The organism is Paenibacillus sp. JT22N12 (genome assembly GCF_056269365.1).
In genome coordinates, this window is sequence record NZ_JBWDNU010000009.1 from 162599 (window position 1) to 178122 (window position 15524).

15 protein-coding genes are annotated in these 15524 nt (G+C 48.6%); all 15 read right to left on the bottom strand.

All coding sequences use genetic code 11. From position 1 onward, the window contains the following. Nucleotides 1-95: 95 nt before the first annotated feature. Nucleotides 96-1796 (bottom strand): CehA/McbA family metallohydrolase, encoded by a 1701-nt coding sequence (locus tag AC0YOA_RS27130; RefSeq protein ID WP_475789296.1) that lies wholly within the window; start codon nucleotides 1794-1796, stop codon nucleotides 96-98. A gap of 39 nt (nucleotides 1797-1835) precedes the next feature. Then, entirely contained in the window at nucleotides 1836-2492 is a 657-nt protein-coding gene (locus tag AC0YOA_RS27135; protein ID WP_475789297.1) for a histidine phosphatase family protein, read from the bottom strand. Between the two features lie 85 nt (nucleotides 2493-2577). Continuing rightward, nucleotides 2578-4311, bottom strand: coding sequence for a type 2 periplasmic-binding domain-containing protein (locus tag AC0YOA_RS27140; RefSeq protein WP_475789298.1), 1734 nt, complete (start codon nucleotides 4309-4311; stop codon nucleotides 2578-2580). A 99-nt stretch (nucleotides 4312-4410) separates the two neighbouring features. Then, nucleotides 4411-5304 (bottom strand): carbohydrate ABC transporter permease, encoded by an 894-nt coding sequence (locus AC0YOA_RS27145; protein ID WP_475789299.1) that lies wholly within the window; start codon nucleotides 5302-5304, stop codon nucleotides 4411-4413. A gap of 74 nt (nucleotides 5305-5378) precedes the next feature. Then, entirely contained in the window at nucleotides 5379-6299 is a 921-nt protein-coding gene (locus AC0YOA_RS27150) for an ABC transporter permease (protein WP_475789300.1), read from the bottom strand. A 196-nt stretch (nucleotides 6300-6495) separates the two neighbouring features. Continuing rightward, nucleotides 6496-8223, bottom strand: a complete 1728-nt coding sequence (locus AC0YOA_RS27155) for a cache domain-containing sensor histidine kinase (RefSeq protein WP_475789301.1) — start codon at nucleotides 8221-8223, stop codon at nucleotides 6496-6498. Between the two features lie 37 nt (nucleotides 8224-8260). Further along, nucleotides 8261-9889 (bottom strand): response regulator, encoded by a 1629-nt coding sequence (locus AC0YOA_RS27160; RefSeq protein WP_475789302.1) that lies wholly within the window; start codon nucleotides 9887-9889, stop codon nucleotides 8261-8263. 404 nt (nucleotides 9890-10293) lie between these two features. Next, the gene (locus AC0YOA_RS27165) at nucleotides 10294-11055 is read right to left on the bottom strand and encodes an AAA family ATPase (RefSeq protein WP_475789303.1); all 762 of its coding nucleotides are present in this window, start codon (nucleotides 11053-11055) and stop codon (nucleotides 10294-10296) included. Between the two features lie 3 nt (nucleotides 11056-11058). After that, nucleotides 11059-11490 (bottom strand): MerR family transcriptional regulator, encoded by a 432-nt coding sequence (locus AC0YOA_RS27170; RefSeq protein ID WP_475789389.1) that lies wholly within the window; start codon nucleotides 11488-11490, stop codon nucleotides 11059-11061. Between the two features lie 30 nt (nucleotides 11491-11520). After that, nucleotides 11521-12549, bottom strand: a complete 1029-nt coding sequence (locus AC0YOA_RS27175) for a serine hydrolase domain-containing protein (RefSeq protein ID WP_475789304.1) — start codon at nucleotides 12547-12549, stop codon at nucleotides 11521-11523. 144 nt (nucleotides 12550-12693) lie between these two features. After that, nucleotides 12694-13179, bottom strand: a complete 486-nt coding sequence (locus tag AC0YOA_RS27180) for an anthrone oxygenase family protein (protein ID WP_475789305.1) — start codon at nucleotides 13177-13179, stop codon at nucleotides 12694-12696. 4 nt (nucleotides 13180-13183) lie between these two features. Continuing rightward, nucleotides 13184-14050 (bottom strand): NmrA family NAD(P)-binding protein, encoded by an 867-nt coding sequence (locus tag AC0YOA_RS27185; protein ID WP_475789306.1) that lies wholly within the window; start codon nucleotides 14048-14050, stop codon nucleotides 13184-13186. A gap of 128 nt (nucleotides 14051-14178) precedes the next feature. Further along, nucleotides 14179-14607 carry a MarR family winged helix-turn-helix transcriptional regulator gene (locus AC0YOA_RS27190; RefSeq protein WP_475789307.1) on the bottom strand — a complete coding sequence of 143 codons (429 nt, stop codon included), beginning with the start codon at nucleotides 14605-14607 and terminating at the stop codon, nucleotides 14179-14181. A gap of 31 nt (nucleotides 14608-14638) precedes the next feature. After that, nucleotides 14639-15166, bottom strand: a complete 528-nt coding sequence (locus AC0YOA_RS27195) for a histidine phosphatase family protein (RefSeq protein WP_475789308.1) — start codon at nucleotides 15164-15166, stop codon at nucleotides 14639-14641. After that, on the bottom strand, nucleotides 15156-15509 hold the full coding sequence (locus AC0YOA_RS27200; RefSeq protein ID WP_475789309.1) for a hypothetical protein: 354 nt from the start codon (nucleotides 15507-15509) through the stop codon (nucleotides 15156-15158). The genes AC0YOA_RS27195 and AC0YOA_RS27200 overlap by 11 nt, the downstream gene beginning before the upstream one ends. Between the last annotated feature and the right edge of the window lie 15 nt (nucleotides 15510-15524).

Consider the following 15524-nt stretch of genomic DNA (forward strand, 5'->3'; position numbering starts at 1 on the left):
TCCTAGTATGAAAAAAAGCCCAACCTCCCGCTCGATAGCGGCAGACTGGGCGGTGATTCATCTGGAACCTCTTATACGCTTCTCTCATCTTCAACTTAGAACTCCACATTCAGCTCAACATGGTCGAGTATTTCCTTCACGCGCGCGATCTTGAACGCGTCAGCAGGCACTTCCCCCGACTGATAACGCTTGTCCCGGTTAAATTCGCCCAGATAAAGATGTTTGAATATCCTTTGCAGCTCATCCAGTTCGAACAATTTGACGGTCCGGACTTCTCCGTCTACGGAGATATGCAGGCTGGATGCCGGATTCATCTGCACCAGCACCTTGCCCTCGAAAGCGTTTCTTCCCGGCTCATCATCCAACCAGTACACACCGCCTGCGGGTTTCCCCGCTTTACGCACATGAACATTGACGTCCGACAGATAGCCTTTATTCACAAACGGTTGATTCCGAATATATACCGGGCTGGTTATTGCAACATTTCCTGCAAAATCATAACACTTGGCAATGACGAAGCTGTCTTCTTTCACTTCTATCCGGTGCGTGCAATCATACTGCATGTCGCTCACGGCATACTCGGCTGCAATATCGCCATTGACGATCAGCTGTACGGTTGAAAGTGAAGCCTCAAAACAGCTGAAAGCTTCTATAATAATCTCGAACGCCTCACCGTTTTCGTAGGAGAACACGGCGCCCGGCAGTTGCCCGTTTATCCTCATAACCAGAATGGGACCGGAGCTGACGATATTCCTGCCGTTCTTCATTGCGGTTCCCAAAGCCTCCATGCTGAACTCTTCCAGAAAAGCATACGTCTTGTATTGTAGAAACCGCTGCTTCGGAACTGCGTCGAAGGAAACGTCCGTTTCCGCCACTCCGGGAAGAAAATAGCCATTCCGCAACGCCTCGAACCACAAGTCCTGATACGCTTTCTTGTCGCTGCCATAGCCCATGATGACCATGCCGTCAGCGGCACCCGTCAACAGATCAAACGCCAGCGTGGATGCGATATTCGTAATGAATACGTCATGCATTCCCCACCACCAGCTCGTCGGATGAGCGGCGAACGCGAAGGAGTGCTCCTGCTTTTCCGCAAGAACGGCTTCGTACGGATAGGAGATTCCATATCGTGGCTCGTCTCCCTGCCGGTTGCTGTCATTCCAGGGATCCCACGCCTCGTCGTAATATTTGCTGAAGGGGGGCTTCTGCACAAAATTGAACAGGCATATATGTCCATACCTGCATTTGACAAACTCGTTCCCGATATCGATGATGAAGCCTTCCTGATTGATCTGATTGATCTGCCTGATATCGGAAGCGAACTGCTCACGGTAAGGAGCTTCGCTCCTATACTCTTTATTTAAATACTCCAGATGCGTTTCGTGATCATAAGGCGAGCCGGCATAGAAGAAATTGAAATCCTCTGCCATCATAACCGTAGATGCCCATCCGAGGTTTCCGGTCACCAGGTTCTCGTTCCTGGAAACATGGGAATGCGCATCGAATGAATAGAGGCCAAGCTTCCTTGTATCCACCAGAGGCTTGATCTGCACACGGATCTCGACATTCCCGTTATGCACAGCCGCAGTGTGGCGGACCGGAGCATACAGCTTGCCCTTGAACACCTCGATCATGTATTCGCCGTTGACCGCTTCAAAGTCATGCTCCCCGCTGCAATATATAATTTCGCCAGCGTTCCCGTTATCCTCAACCGGCCCGTTACCGGATTTTCGGATCACAATTCTGCAGGGCGTTAATTGTTCATTGGCATCATATACCTTAATCCTGATTCCCATGCTGTCCCTCCAAAACAATTGGAATTGCTGTCATAGCGCTTATTGAATGGCATGGATGGACGAAATGCGCAGCTGGGGATAATAAATCCCTTTTCGTTCCTTAAAATCTATCGTCGCCACACCCGTTAGCTCGAAGCGGAAGCCGCCTATCGGAAAGGCCCTGACTCCAAGCAGAAAATTCAGCAGTGTCCCCAGAGAACCCCCATGAGCGAATACCGCTATAGACAGATTCCGGGCGTGATCTTCAGGGACAAACCCGCCCATGCGGCTGTGAATGCCCAACCGGTCCAACTCCTTCAGAAAAGGCGGAATGATCCTGGCGCTCATTTCAAAATGTCCTTCACCCATATCCGTCTTCCAGCTTTCTTCGGCATACACATCCTCCGCCTGCTGCTGGATTTGTTCATATACCGTGCTTGGAAGGCTCGCAAGCTCTGGGCTTGGCATCCATTCATGCAGAAAATGCAGCACTTCAATGTCTGTCTCTCTTCCAGCCATAATAATTTCAGCCGTCTGCAGAGCCCTGCCGTACGGAGAAGAGAAAGCATGGTCGAAACGCACATCCTTTAACGCCTGCGCCGCCGCCTCTGCTTGCGGAATGCCTGACTCTTCGGTAAGGCAGCCCTGTACCGGTCTTTCCGGGCAAATGAACGGATCCCCGCACATTTCTCCATGTCTGATTAAGGTCAATTTCATAATCGGCATCACCTTCTGTCCTGTGAATTTTCTCAATAAAGTGGATAAGGCCATCCGGCCTTATCCACCCGCAGCTTTATTACGATTATTTCAATCCCAGCTTCGTGAGGTTCTTCTGGTAATTCTCGGTGACCGCAGCCTCGACTTTGGCCGCTCCCGCATCATCCATTGCCTTGATGAACTTAAGCCATTCCTCGTGCGAGGCTTCTGCGGAATTGGCCAGAACAGGCTTATAGACGGCATCGCCGAGCTTGCTGTCGATCGTGCTGTACATCATCGTGATATCCTGCGGCAGTCCTGTCTCAATACCTACGAAAGGCGCGCTGTCGAAGTAATACTTGCCAAGCGCCTCATCCCGCTGCGCAAAGTCGACCCGGCCTGTCACTTTAGGGTCATCCTTCAGCACCATATAGGTGCCTGCAGGGGATTTGGGAACGTCCGTGCCCACGAAGTGCCTGTATAGGCCAATCCCCGTTTCTTTGGCAAAGCTGTCATCGCCTTCCCCGTCTTTCCATCTCTCCAGATATTCGGGCTTCAGCGTAGGAACGCCGTCCTTCATTTCCCACTGCGTGCCTTCCGGCCCGTTATGCGCCATGAAATTGCCTTCCGGCGATGCCAGTAAATCCAGCAGCTTGATCGCCGCTTCCTTATCCTCCGTCTTATCGGTTATGACCGTATAGCCATTGCCTACACTGCTTATGTTTACGAGCTGCGGCGTTTCGCCGCCGGGTATGCTGACGGCAAAATTCAGGAAGTACATATTTTCCGCATTCGGCACATTCGCCGCCTTGAATTCGCCCCAGGCATCAGCAACCATATTCCAGGCTCCGATCGTAGTTGCGATTCTTCCCGTATTGACCTTTTCTTTCTGCCAGGCATCCGGCTCCACGACAAATGAATCGGGATCAAGCAGCCCTTCCCTGTAAAGCTTATTGTAAAATTGCATGGCCGTTTCCGCCCAAGGCTCTCTGAACCAATATTGGACTTTCCCGTCTTTGACGGTCCACTTGGCCGTTCCGGAGCCTCCCATAGCCTCAAGGCCCTGCAGGAAGTTGTTCCAGGAACGTTTGAACGTTCCGATTGGCCACACGCTTTCGCCGCTGCCGGTTTTATTCACCTTCGGATCGTCCTTGATTTTTTTCAAGACTGCATAGATGTCGTCGGTTGTCTCAATCTTGGGCGAGCCGATGGCTTCATAGATATCCTTTCTGATCTGAAAGCCGAAGCCATAGCCAGCCGGTGTAGAGCCTTCCGGGATATTGCCGTATTGCTGAGTCAGACTATACAAATGATTGTCGTCCGTTTTAAGGAAATTAAGCGTTTTTTCTCCATACGCCTTCTGGATATTGGGTCCATTGGCTTCAATAAGGGGAGCCATGTCAACCAGCCGGTTGTCGTCCAGCATCTTCTGATACGTCTCCGGCTGCAAATTCGTAATGATATCCGGGTAATCACCCGACGCAAGCTTGAGTCCCATCGCCTGGGCGCCGTCGCCGGAGATAACCTCCCATTTCAGCTTGATATTCAGATTGTCGAGCAGGTACTTGGCGATCGGATTGTCATCGTACACAGGATCGCCTGTACCAAAGGTCGGGGAACCGCCAGCCGCATTCAGCACGGTCAATTCCACTGGAGGTTCTTTCGCATCCGGTGCCGCAGCGTCCGTTTCGGAACCAGCATCCGCTGTCCCCGTATTTTCGGCCGCATCAGCTGCCGGTGCGTTATTTTTAGCCGGTTCCGGCTGGCTGCAGCCCGCAAACACGGCGGCAAGCAGAAATACGACTAATCCTACACTTGCCATTCTGGTCCAACGTCTCATTTCTCCCATTTCCCTTCGTTATATAGTTTATCTATCTGAAAGTTTCAGCAACGGCCGTGAGATCAAATCGTCATCTGACCCCGGCAATCATTGAAATCCTCATTCCTTGACTGCTCCCATGGTCATCCCGCTTACAAAATATTTTTGCAGAAAAGGATAGACGCACAGAACCGGAACGGTTGTAACGACGATGGTAGCCATCTTGATCACCTCGGACGTCGGCTTGTTATCGCCTCTCATGGAATCCATCAGCGCGCTGTAGTTGGAGCTCATGCTCTGGGCTTGCGACTCCATCAGAATTTTGACCAGGATGCCCTGCAGCGTTGCCAGTTTTCCATCGTTCTTGGTGTAGAAATACGTATCATTCCACGAGGTCCAATGCCCGACTGCATACATCAGGGCAACCGTCGCCATAACCGGCGCAGCCATCGGGATTACGATCCGCATCAAGATCCGTATCTCGGAAGCTCCATCAATCCTTGCCGATTCGAGCAGCGCCTGCGGCAGGTCCTCGAAGAACTGGCGCATGATCATAATCGGCATTGCAGCCACAAGGCCGGGGAGAATATACACAGCGAAATTATCATAGAGACCGAGACTTCGTATGAGCAGAAATTCGGGTATGATGCCGCCGTTAAAATACATCGTGAACACATACAGAAAGATGAACGTTCTTCTGAATAACAGCTGTCTGTTAGACAGCACATAGGCAATGACCGCCGTGCTTGCGAGATTGACGATCGTCCCGAGAACCGTCCTCAGCACGCTGACATAAGCGCTGTGCGCCAATAAAGGCTCCTTGAAAATGAGCTCGTAGGCCGCAACCGAGAATTTCCTCGGCCACAGGTATATGCCTTTTATCATGGCGTCCTGCCCGTCGTTAAACGAGATCGCGAAGATATTGATAAAGGGGTATATGACCGTGAACGACAAAAGCAGCAGAATAATGGCATTAAGTACATGGAACGTCTTCTCGCCTCTTGAAATCAGCACAAATCCACCTCATCGAAAAATCATCTTAAAGTATGGTGCAAAAATGGCCTTCGGTTCGTACGGGCACTTTTTCACTAAAACACGCCCATCTTAAACAGCCTTCTCGAAATCATATTGGCAATGATGACCAGCACCAGACTGATGACACTCCTGAACAAGCCTACAGCCGTACCGTATGAATATTCGAGCTGCTGCAGCCCATATCGGACGATATACGTATCAAGCACCTGCGAGTGCTCCATATTCAAGGGATTACCCATGAAGAACTGCTGATCGAGCCCCGCGTTCAGCACGTAACCCAAGCTTAGTACCAGCAGAATGACAATGGTCGGTTTTATGCAAGGGAGCGTAATATAGATAATTTGCTTCCACTTGTTGGCCCCGTCGATAATTGCCGATTCGTACATCTGCCTGTCTATGGCTGTAATGGCGGCTATATAGAGAATGGAGTTGTATCCGGCGCTTTTCCATACGTTCAGAAAGGTGATGACAGGCCAGTACAATTGCTCGTCGCCCAGGAAGTTTACAGGCTTATCGATAACATGAATATCGACCAGGAACTTGTTAATGGAGCCTCCGTCAATAGAAAACAGCGTGAAAGCCATGCCCGCAACGACAACCCACGATATAAAATGAGGCAGATACGAAACCGTCTGTACGAACTTCTTCATGTACAGGTTCCGGAGCTCGCATACCAGTATCGCAAACACGATGGAAGCCGCCGTTGTAAAAATCAACGAAAGCACGCTGATGACAACCGTATTTCTCATAACGATCCAGAAATCCGACGAATTGAAGAAATACTCGAACCACTTGAAGCCCGCCCAGGGACTTCCGATAATTCCTTTGGAGAAGGAATAATCCTTGAATGCAATCAGATTGCCGTACATCGGATAATATTTAAATAAAAGCAGATGGGCCAGGAAAGGGATCAGCATGAGCATCAACACTTTCTGCTTCTTCAGTTTCGAAAGAAGATTCTGAATCCCGGTCAAATGGATAACTTCCTTTCACCTGATGTTTTGGTTTCTCTCTCTACTTAAATTTTAGTGCCGGCAGGCCGTGCCTTCAATTCAAATATCCATCGAATGCTTATAGTAAATATGGCAGTTGGATCAGGCAAATTGTGATGGATATATGCATTTTTGATAGATTCTGCATAAAATGAAAACGCCGTTGAACCGACATGGCTCAGCTGGCGTTTTTAATGGTGATTTCGATTAATGTGCCAGGGGTTCTCCGTGCTGCGCGAATCCGTATCTGGTCCCCGTACAAATATTTCAACCGTACAATCGTATTGGTAATCCCGTAGCTTGCGCTGCTTGTCATCGTATTCAATCCGTTCATATCCTCAATCAACCGGACAAAGTCTTCCTCAATCCCGGACCCATCGTCCATGATGCGGATCCGCGCTCCCGTTTCATCGAAACGGATGATTTCGACCGATATGTTCAAGGGCTGCTCACGCACGATTCCATGCACGATGCTGTTCTCGACAAAGGGCTGCAGGGTCATTTTGCATACCTGCAAGTCGTTCAGGCTCTCGTCCATCCGGATTGTTAAACGAATGAGACCGCTGTAGCTCAAATTCTGCAGCTCGACATAGCTTCGGACCAGTTTGATTTCATCCTGGATGCCGATGATTTCGTTTCCTTTGCTCAGGGCAATTTTATAAAAATCGCTTAAATGATCGATGATGTGCATAATCTGCTGCTGCTTCTCTCTAAAAGCTATCCAGCGGATGGCAGAGAGCAGATTGTACAGAAAATGCGGGTTCATCTGCATCTGCAAATATTTAATTTCGCTTTCTTCCTTTTGCTTCTGGACTTTTAATATATCGCTGTTCAGGCTGTTAATATTCCGGGCCATCGTATAAAGCGCCTGATCCAGCAAATAAAACTCGTTCACCTGGCTGATTGTCGGCTGGATATTCAGATTGCCCTTATCGATTTCCTTGATCTTGGCGACCAGCTTGTCTACCTGCCCGGCAAATCTTTTCGAGAAAAGGAAGGCCAGAAGCATCGATACAAGGATCAGAATGGCTGTATAGAAGATAATATAGTAGGTTATGTTTCTCTTTTCCTTCTCGATCTCGTTGGAATCATACAGTACGGCAAGCGACCAGCTGTCGTTCACCTGCTCGCTGAACAGATAATAGCGGGTATTGTCATAAACCAGCTTGCCTGTCGCCTCTCCTTCGCTGACAAAGCGCTTGACGGGCGCATTGATTTCCTTCCCGATCGATCCTCTGCTGTTGGAGCTGATCACCTGATTCTGGTTATCCATGAGGAACAGATAATTGCTCGCCATTCCGGATTTGTAAAGATCATAGAAGCTCTCTTCGTTCAATTCGATGACCAGCACGCCTCCGGGCGCATAGACATTCAAATACTTCATCAGGACGATTTTATACGCGCCGCTTGCTTCATCCCGGTAACTGGCCCATACATCCTTGCCCCCTGCATCCATTGCTTTCTGGAGCAGGTCGACTCGGCCGAATTGACCCCAGATCCTGATTTCCTTTCCGTTGCTGACCAGCCCGGCATCCCTTTTGTAAATGCTGATGCTGCTGATCTCCGTATTATTGCTCAGAATGCTCTGGAGATTGTCCGTAATCGAATTGAACTTCTCAAACATATCGTAATCGATTTTTTGATTATGGTAGCCCTCCAGAAAAGTCTGCAGAGCCGTATCGGCATAGATATTGCCTGCAATGGTTTCACAATTATTGACCAATGTCAGCACATTGCTTTTCAGCTGCGCGCTCGTATTTTGAATGAAATCGTCGTTCTGCTTCGCGATGGCTGAATTAAACCTGTAATAAATAATCAAGCTGATGGTGACAGAGCTGACCAGGACGATTGCAATCGTAAAGGCGAATACAACATAGAAAAATTTCACTTTATATGCGGTATTCATAAGTCCTGCTCCTTTTGCTGCCGGCATCGTTCACGGGTCAGGCCCCGCTTACCTGGGTCATATACTTGCTCCGGTACTCTTTGGGCGTCATATGGACACTGTTTTTAAACACAAGATTAAAATACGTGCTGTTCTCATACCCCACCATTTCTCCGATTTCATGCACCTTGTAGCGGTTTTGCCTCAGCAGCTCCTTGGCCTTGTTGATCCTCAGCTGGGTCAAATAATCCTGTATGCTGATGTTCATTTTATCCTTGAACAGGACCCTCAAATAATTGGGACTCAAAAACACCCGGTCGGAAATATAAGAGAGCGTGATCGATTTGCAAAAGTCCTTATTCAGGATGTTCAAAATTTCCTGGATCATATAATCTTCTTTATTCAGGTTTTTGCGGCCCATATACGAGGAAACCTCATTCATAACCTGACGGACGTAATGCACAATATCCGGAAGCGTCTTGGCCGTGACTACACCATGAAAAAGCTCCGATTCGTCTTTTGCGACCATGTCGATCTTTTCTCCAATATTCGCCATGCTCCTGGAAAGGCTGCTGAATAAGCTGATCATTATACTCTGAATGCGCTCCAGCTTCATATCATGCTCCGTTGTCATGAGATGCATCAGCTTCTGGATGCTCTCTTCGCAGTCCTTGCCCCCGCATGCCCCTGACACAATCTCGTCGATAATCTGTTTCACAAGGCCGGTGTCCGGGTCGGACAGCGCAGATGTACGGGCATGCACCTGTTCGAACGTGATTACGCTGCCATACCCGAATCCGACTTTTCCATTGATTGTGGAGCAGCACTGTCTATACAGCATTCCAAGATCGGTCAAATTAGGAGCGCCGGTGCTTACGCCGATTACATACCTGAAGGGCTGCACCTCCATGAGAAGGGCAATTTTGTTCCCGACTGTCTGAAGAAGCTGCTTTTCTTTGTCGGAATCTTCCTTCAGGGAATGGAGAACCGCAATGATTCTGCTGTCCCCATCCTTGATGAATAATACGTCCTTGGGCTCGCACGCAGCTTGCAGCTCAGTGAGAATGCTGCCCAGATACCCGGATTTTTGGAAAATATCGGTATTGGCCGCATAATCGAATTCAATCAAGGCCAGCTTGTATGAACCCGTCATTTGCAGCTTCAAATCATTAGCCCGGGTGTAGATCAGGTTCGCTTCATCCGGACTGTGCCGGCCGTTCATCAGCTCCTCCAGAAATTTGGTCTGAAGATGGGGCAGATTATGATGGAATTGCTCCATGATTTTCCTGCTTGCCCGATGCGACAGCTTCTCGTCCATGGAAACCGATGCAATCCTTCTCAGAACCGCAATCAATTCTTCTTGTCTTACAGGTTTGATCAGATAACTGTATGCCCTGACTTCGAGCGCTTCCTTCAATGTCTCCGCGTCATCATGTCCGCTTGAAAAAATAAACTTTATGTTCGGGTTGAAATGAGCGATGGCTTTGGCCATCTCAATTCCATCCATAACAGGCATTTTGACATCACTGATAATAATATCAGGCTGATGCAGCCTGGCTTTCTCCAGCCCATCCTTGCCATTATGAGCGGTATCCACGACACGGACCCCCAATAAGTCCCAATCGACATAATGCTGCAGCGCATTTCTTTCAAAATCGTTGTCCTCTACAATGAGAAGCGTGTTCATCTCCATTACACCTCGCAAACAGGTTTATACCGCGTATTTGCTCGAGAGCATGTTCATCATTGAACGACAGGGTCTATCTTCGTTAGTTCTACACGGAAAGTCCAATACCCTCCTGAATAATCCCGCTTGCTCCTGGTTTAACAATTACTTATCAAATGCCGACCATTTCTTTCCATAACCAAACAGACCCAGCACCTGACGGTGCTGGTTCTCTCTCTATCGTTCCGATATTCAAACGCTTGAAACTTGGCCTTCATTTAAAGGATAGATACATGGTTGCTTCCAGTCAATCATTTTATTTGTAAAAGTGATCCATATTAATCATAACTCTATCATTTGATTGGATTTGATTGATTTTTACGGTTCCAAAGAACGGAGGATGTGAAGCGGGTGCAATAGTCACCTTACAAATTGTCAAAAAGCTCATGTAGCATTTTTTCTTTATTATTAAGGAACTGCTTCATGATTATATAATGGTCGGTTGCTTCCAATGTTGTGGTTTCAATCCCGTCAGGAGTCAGGTTATAAATGATCGAATCCGGATATGCCATAAGAATGGGGGAATGGGTGGAGATAATGAACTGGGAGTTTTTTTGGACCAGCTCATGAATGCGCGAAAGCATGGCCATCTGCCGGAGAGGAGACAAGGCGGCCTCAGGCTCATCCAGGATGTATAAGCCCTGCCCTCCGAACCGGTGAAGGAAAGCAGCAAAAAACGACTCGCCGTGGGATTGCTCATGCAGCGACTTGCCTCCGTAAGAATCTATAATGCGTGGGCCGGCAGAGCCTTCCCTATCCAGCTCCTCGATATTCGTCGCCAGGTTATAATAACTCTCCGCCCGGAAAAAGAATCCATCCCGCGGCTTATGCGCTCCGCGCACCAAACGTATATATTTATGCAAATCGGAATGGGTGGATTGCGTGGAGAATGAGAAGTTCCGGGTGCCGCCTTCCGGATTAAATCCCCAGGCCACGGCAATCGATTCCATTAGCGTCGATTTCCCCATCCCGTTCTCACCCACGATGTAGCTCACTTTGGGATGAAAGTCCAGCTTGCCGAGACTCCGAATTACCCCGAGATGAAATGGATAATGATCAAAGGAAGGGATCACATCCCTCTCAAGCTCAATGCCTCGCAAAAAACGATCTGGAGAATGCCTGCCCATCTGTCACATGACCTCCCTGTCGCCATTCTCATTTAATTCCACTGTTTGATTGATCGCATTTCTCCACTCGTACAAATGCTCTTCCAGCTGGGACTCGGCTTTGCGAAGAATCCCGATTTGTTTTTTGATGTCGCCCAGCTTTCTTTCAGCCACTTCTATGGCGTTCGGCAGGCATTCCCGTCTTGTACCATTTTGAAATAAACAGTCAAAGAAATCCATTATTTCCTTGGCTGTGAGCCCAAGACTAAAATAAAGCTGGATCAATGCAATCCTTTCAACATCCGATTCCGCATAATCCCGATATCCGTTCTTCAGGCGAACGGGGTTCAGTAACTTCTTTTCTTCATAGTATCTCAGAGAACGCAGACTCACCCCTGTCCTCCCTGACAGCTCACTGATATGAATAACGAGCCCTCCCCGCTTTGATTGATATATGTCATACTAAACCATCACATGATGTGAAGGTCAAGAGGGTTGAGCGGCTTTATAGCTGTCCAGCAGGCCGGCAGCGATATTTCCAAACATCCTTATTTCGCTTAAATAATCAAACCCAACCGGATTGTTTAATTGATTATACATTCTTACCACTACTGCATCATAATGTGGGATGACCAAACAAACACATCCGGTGATGCCGAGAATTTGATACGCCCCATTGGGTACATGCTCACCGATCTGGTTTAATGGACTGCTGCCTTGAAGCCACCAAACAAATCCATTACGGGGCAGATGCTCAGGTACTGTGGAGGGTGTGTGTAATTCGGTTACCCGTTCAAAAACAGTTTGTGGCAGGACTTGCTTGCCATTCACACAGCCTTTTCTAAGATGAATATAACCCCACGCCGCCATATCTTCAGCACTGATAAATAAATTGCCTTGATCACCCGCATCGCTGTCATTAGGGCCAACCCAGGTATGCTTGTCCTTGTAGTAGTTGTAAATCAGGTGCTCATCGTACGAAGTTCTCCAACCGGTTTTATTCAAATGATACGGTGCAAGGATGCTGTTTTGCACAAATTCGCTTACATTTTGTGCAGATAAATGCTTAACCAGCCGGGTTAACAGGGTAATGCCGGTATTTCTGTACGCCCAGCTCTCACCCGCCGGAAATTCTCTTACGATCGCGCCGTCTGCTTCCATTAAACCGTGAGTATGCGTGAGCAGCTGCCGTAAAGTTACTCCCTTAGCGGCCTCCCCGAGCTCATTCAGGTATCCCGCAATTTCGTCATCAACACTGTTGATCCTGCCCTGCTCTATGAGCAGGCTTACCGCAAGCCCAAGATATGTTTTACGTATGGAACCTACATTAAACCGGGTAGCTTCGTCGACCTTCCGCGACTCTGGAGAGGAATCGTGGGTGCCAGCGTACCATTCGTTTACCACGGTGTCTTTATGGATGATGCAGACAGCAGCAGCTGTTGCTCCTGTCTCTTTTTGAATGTTTTGTACGTAGATATTGAGGTCTTGAAAATGTCCGTTGACGATTCTTTTCAAATTAAAGTCTCCATCCTCCGGTTATTTAAGCTCTTTCCGCTTCACCAAACAGCATTATAACCTAATCCTACCATGGGATCAGATATGAACAAAAGGCCAACCGCTATACCGGTTGACCCATTCCATACTTATAGAAGATTCCTCTCATTCCCCCATGCGGAATGCGGCGATGAACGATGCCAGCGCAGCAAGGCTCGCGACGGTTCGTACCGTATTCCACGCCGTCCAATCGGCGATGTAACGTGTCCATAGTTCCGCGCCTTCGGTGCTTGCGGGATCCACAGCGGCAAGCGTGTCGTTCAACGGCACGTTGAACACGGCTGTCACCAGGAAGGAGCCTACGAGATAGAGCAGACTGCCGGCGAGCAGATAGATCACGCCAGCTTCCCCCCATCTGAAGAATGAAACGATGATCAGGACAACAGATGTCAAGGCCGATCCGAAAAACACAGTATTGAACCATGGATTGAGGACGGTTACGTTAATGGACTGCATAGCGGCAATGCCCTGCTCCGCCGGGAGACGGGAGAGAGCTGTCATCACGAATGCCGAGAAGGCAAAGAACAGTCCGGCAACCAATCCGGTTCCAAGTGCCGAGACGAAGGTTAATGTGCCAAGCAAGCGCTCCATAATACTAAACCCTCCAGACGCCGGCTGCGGCAGTGTTTCGTGCATATTCAGCAAAATCCCGCGGTTCTCTGCCCAGAGCACGCTTAACGCCATCCGTCAGATGGGAGTTGCGGCCGTCCAATACTTTGGTGAACAGATCGGTCAGCAGCAGCACGATTTCGTCAGGCACATGCTCTTCCGCCATCATCGACTTGAACTGTTCCCCGGAGACCTGCACATAACGGACCTCCCGTCCGCTGGCCTGGGCGATTTCCTTGGTCGCTTCAGCAAAGGTGAGCGCGCGCGGGCCGGTCAATTCGTAGAGCTGGCCCACATGGCCGTTCCTGGTCAGGGCGGCGACTGCGACGTCCGCGATGTCCTCGGCATCGATGAACGGCTCTGCCACATCCGCTGCCGGGAGAGCTACCGTACCGCTCATGACCGGCCCGATCAGGAAGCTTTCGCTGAAATTTTGGCAGAACCAGCTCGCCCGCAGAATCGTCCAATCTGCGCCAGAATTCCGCAGCGCCTGCTCGCTGAGCTGAGCCTCTTCCTCGCCTCTGCCGGACAGCAGCACCAGCCGCCTGACTCCCCTGCTCACCGCAAGCTTAGCGAATGCTCCGATGGCTGCTGCTGCCCCCGGCAGTGCAAGGTCGGGATAATAAGTGATATACACCGCTGACACATCCTGCAGCACTGCTGCCCAGGTTGCTTGATCCTCCCAATCAAAAGGCAGCTTACCAGAGCGGGAGCCAATCCGTATCGGCAGGCCGAGCTCCGTAAGCCGCATCGCCACACGGCTGCCTGTCTTGCCTGTTCCGCCAAGAATCAGGATCGGCTTCCTTTCTTGAGCACTCTCCTGGTTGACGTTTTTTTGCGCATTTTCGTTCATAATGAATCCTCCTTGTATATAAGTAGTTTATAGGCAAGGCGTTAGGCCTCTGTCCACCTGGGGAAACAACGATCATCATCATAAATTGTTTGTACAAGCAAATATTTTTCTAAAAAAATGGAGTTGAATCATTCGATATTTTCTAATTGATCGCTCACTTTATATAAATGAAGGGTTAGTTCATCGCCTTCTTGTTCCCCCAATATGCCGGAATAGCGGGCACGAAGGTTATTCCAGCATTGATTGATCACATCTTCCAATGCCTTGCCTTTATCCGTTGCATATATGAGCGATAATCGCCCTTCCACACGGTTGTAGATCAATCCTTTATTGACAAGCTTCTCGACAAGGCGGGTCACCGTTGAAGGCTGAAGATGGAGAATTCCGCCTAACTCCTTCTGTGAAATCCCTTCTTTCTCGTACACGGCCATCAGCAAAAAACCATATGTCGGCGATAATCCGCTTACGGCAAACTCATCCTCAGCCATCTTGGTAATAACCCTGCCGAGCCGATTCGCAGTGAAATACAGGCATTCCTTCAAATAATTTTCCAGCATGGATGGTACCTCATTTCTTGAATGGACACTGTCACAAAATAATATTGTTTGCACATACAAATATAATACATCCCCGAAAAAATGTAAAGCCTGAATTTTCCTTTAATACATCTGCATGGAGCTCTATTGTCGGATTATTGTTCTGAATAACAACCTTACTGAGACTTGTAGGATGCAGATATGGTGGTTCCCACAGCTTTTCCAAGGGCCTGCCTTCAAAATAACTCATAATCAGTTTCAATGTGACGGAATGCGTTACGACTAGAATCTCTTTTCCCTTGTGGGCAGCAATGATCTCTTCAATCACTGGAATGACCCGATCGGAAACGTCTTGAAAAGACTCTCCCCCGTTCTGGGGGCTGTAGAGATGCGGAGTATTCCAAAAAGCATAATAAGCTTCCGGCTGAGATTGTTCAATGTTGTTCTGACCCTCCCAGCTTCCCAGAAAAATTTCTCTTAAGGAATCGTTGGGCTCGATTCTCAGATTTCTTGAATGGGATATAAGCTCAGCCGTTTTAACGGCTCTCACGCTGGAGCTGGCGGATTCGTTATTTTCCATACTTGCCGTTATCCTTGAGCTTGAAATACTTTCCGTCTGATTCCGCTGCTATGAATTGTTCCGTGTCTATTCCCTGAATTTGATAAAACTTTGTACCCTTTTTAAATTGATTGGAGTATCCATTGCCATATGTTCCTTCGTGATCGGAATACTTTTTAACTTCCCCGATACTTTGTTCAATTGCATCCTTAGCGACCTCTTCTTTGATGTCTTCATAAATATCGCCGTTCCAGACCACAAAGCCATATGCCCAATCTGCACTCGAAGAGGGCGATACTGCGCTGCAAGAACTCATTACAATAGCAGACAATAAAACAAGAGCTGCCCATGCCAGTCTACTCATAAGATTCAAGCCCCC

Coding starts and splice junctions, on each gene's coding strand:
- AC0YOA_RS27140 (WP_475789298.1), bottom strand. CDS start 4,311: ATGAGACGTTGGACCAGAATGGCAAGTGTAGGATTAGTCGTATTTCTG.
- AC0YOA_RS27135 (WP_475789297.1), bottom strand. CDS start 2,492: ATGAAATTGACCTTAATCAGACATGGAGAAATGTGCGGGGATCCGTTC.
- AC0YOA_RS27130 (WP_475789296.1), bottom strand. CDS start 1,796: ATGGGAATCAGGATTAAGGTATATGATGCCAATGAACAATTAACGCCC.
- AC0YOA_RS27180 (WP_475789305.1), bottom strand. CDS start 13,179: ATGGAGCGCTTGCTTGGCACATTAACCTTCGTCTCGGCACTTGGAACC.
- AC0YOA_RS27195 (WP_475789308.1), bottom strand. CDS start 15,166: ATGGAAAATAACGAATCCGCCAGCTCCAGCGTGAGAGCCGTTAAAACG.
- AC0YOA_RS27185 (WP_475789306.1), bottom strand. CDS start 14,050: ATGAACGAAAATGCGCAAAAAAACGTCAACCAGGAGAGTGCTCAAGAA.
- AC0YOA_RS27190 (WP_475789307.1), bottom strand. CDS start 14,607: ATGCTGGAAAATTATTTGAAGGAATGCCTGTATTTCACTGCGAATCGG.
- AC0YOA_RS27200 (WP_475789309.1), bottom strand. CDS start 15,509: ATGAGTAGACTGGCATGGGCAGCTCTTGTTTTATTGTCTGCTATTGTA.
- AC0YOA_RS27165 (WP_475789303.1), bottom strand. CDS start 11,055: ATGGGCAGGCATTCTCCAGATCGTTTTTTGCGAGGCATTGAGCTTGAG.
- AC0YOA_RS27155 (WP_475789301.1), bottom strand. CDS start 8,223: ATGAATACCGCATATAAAGTGAAATTTTTCTATGTTGTATTCGCCTTT.
- AC0YOA_RS27160 (WP_475789302.1), bottom strand. CDS start 9,889: ATGAACACGCTTCTCATTGTAGAGGACAACGATTTTGAAAGAAATGCG.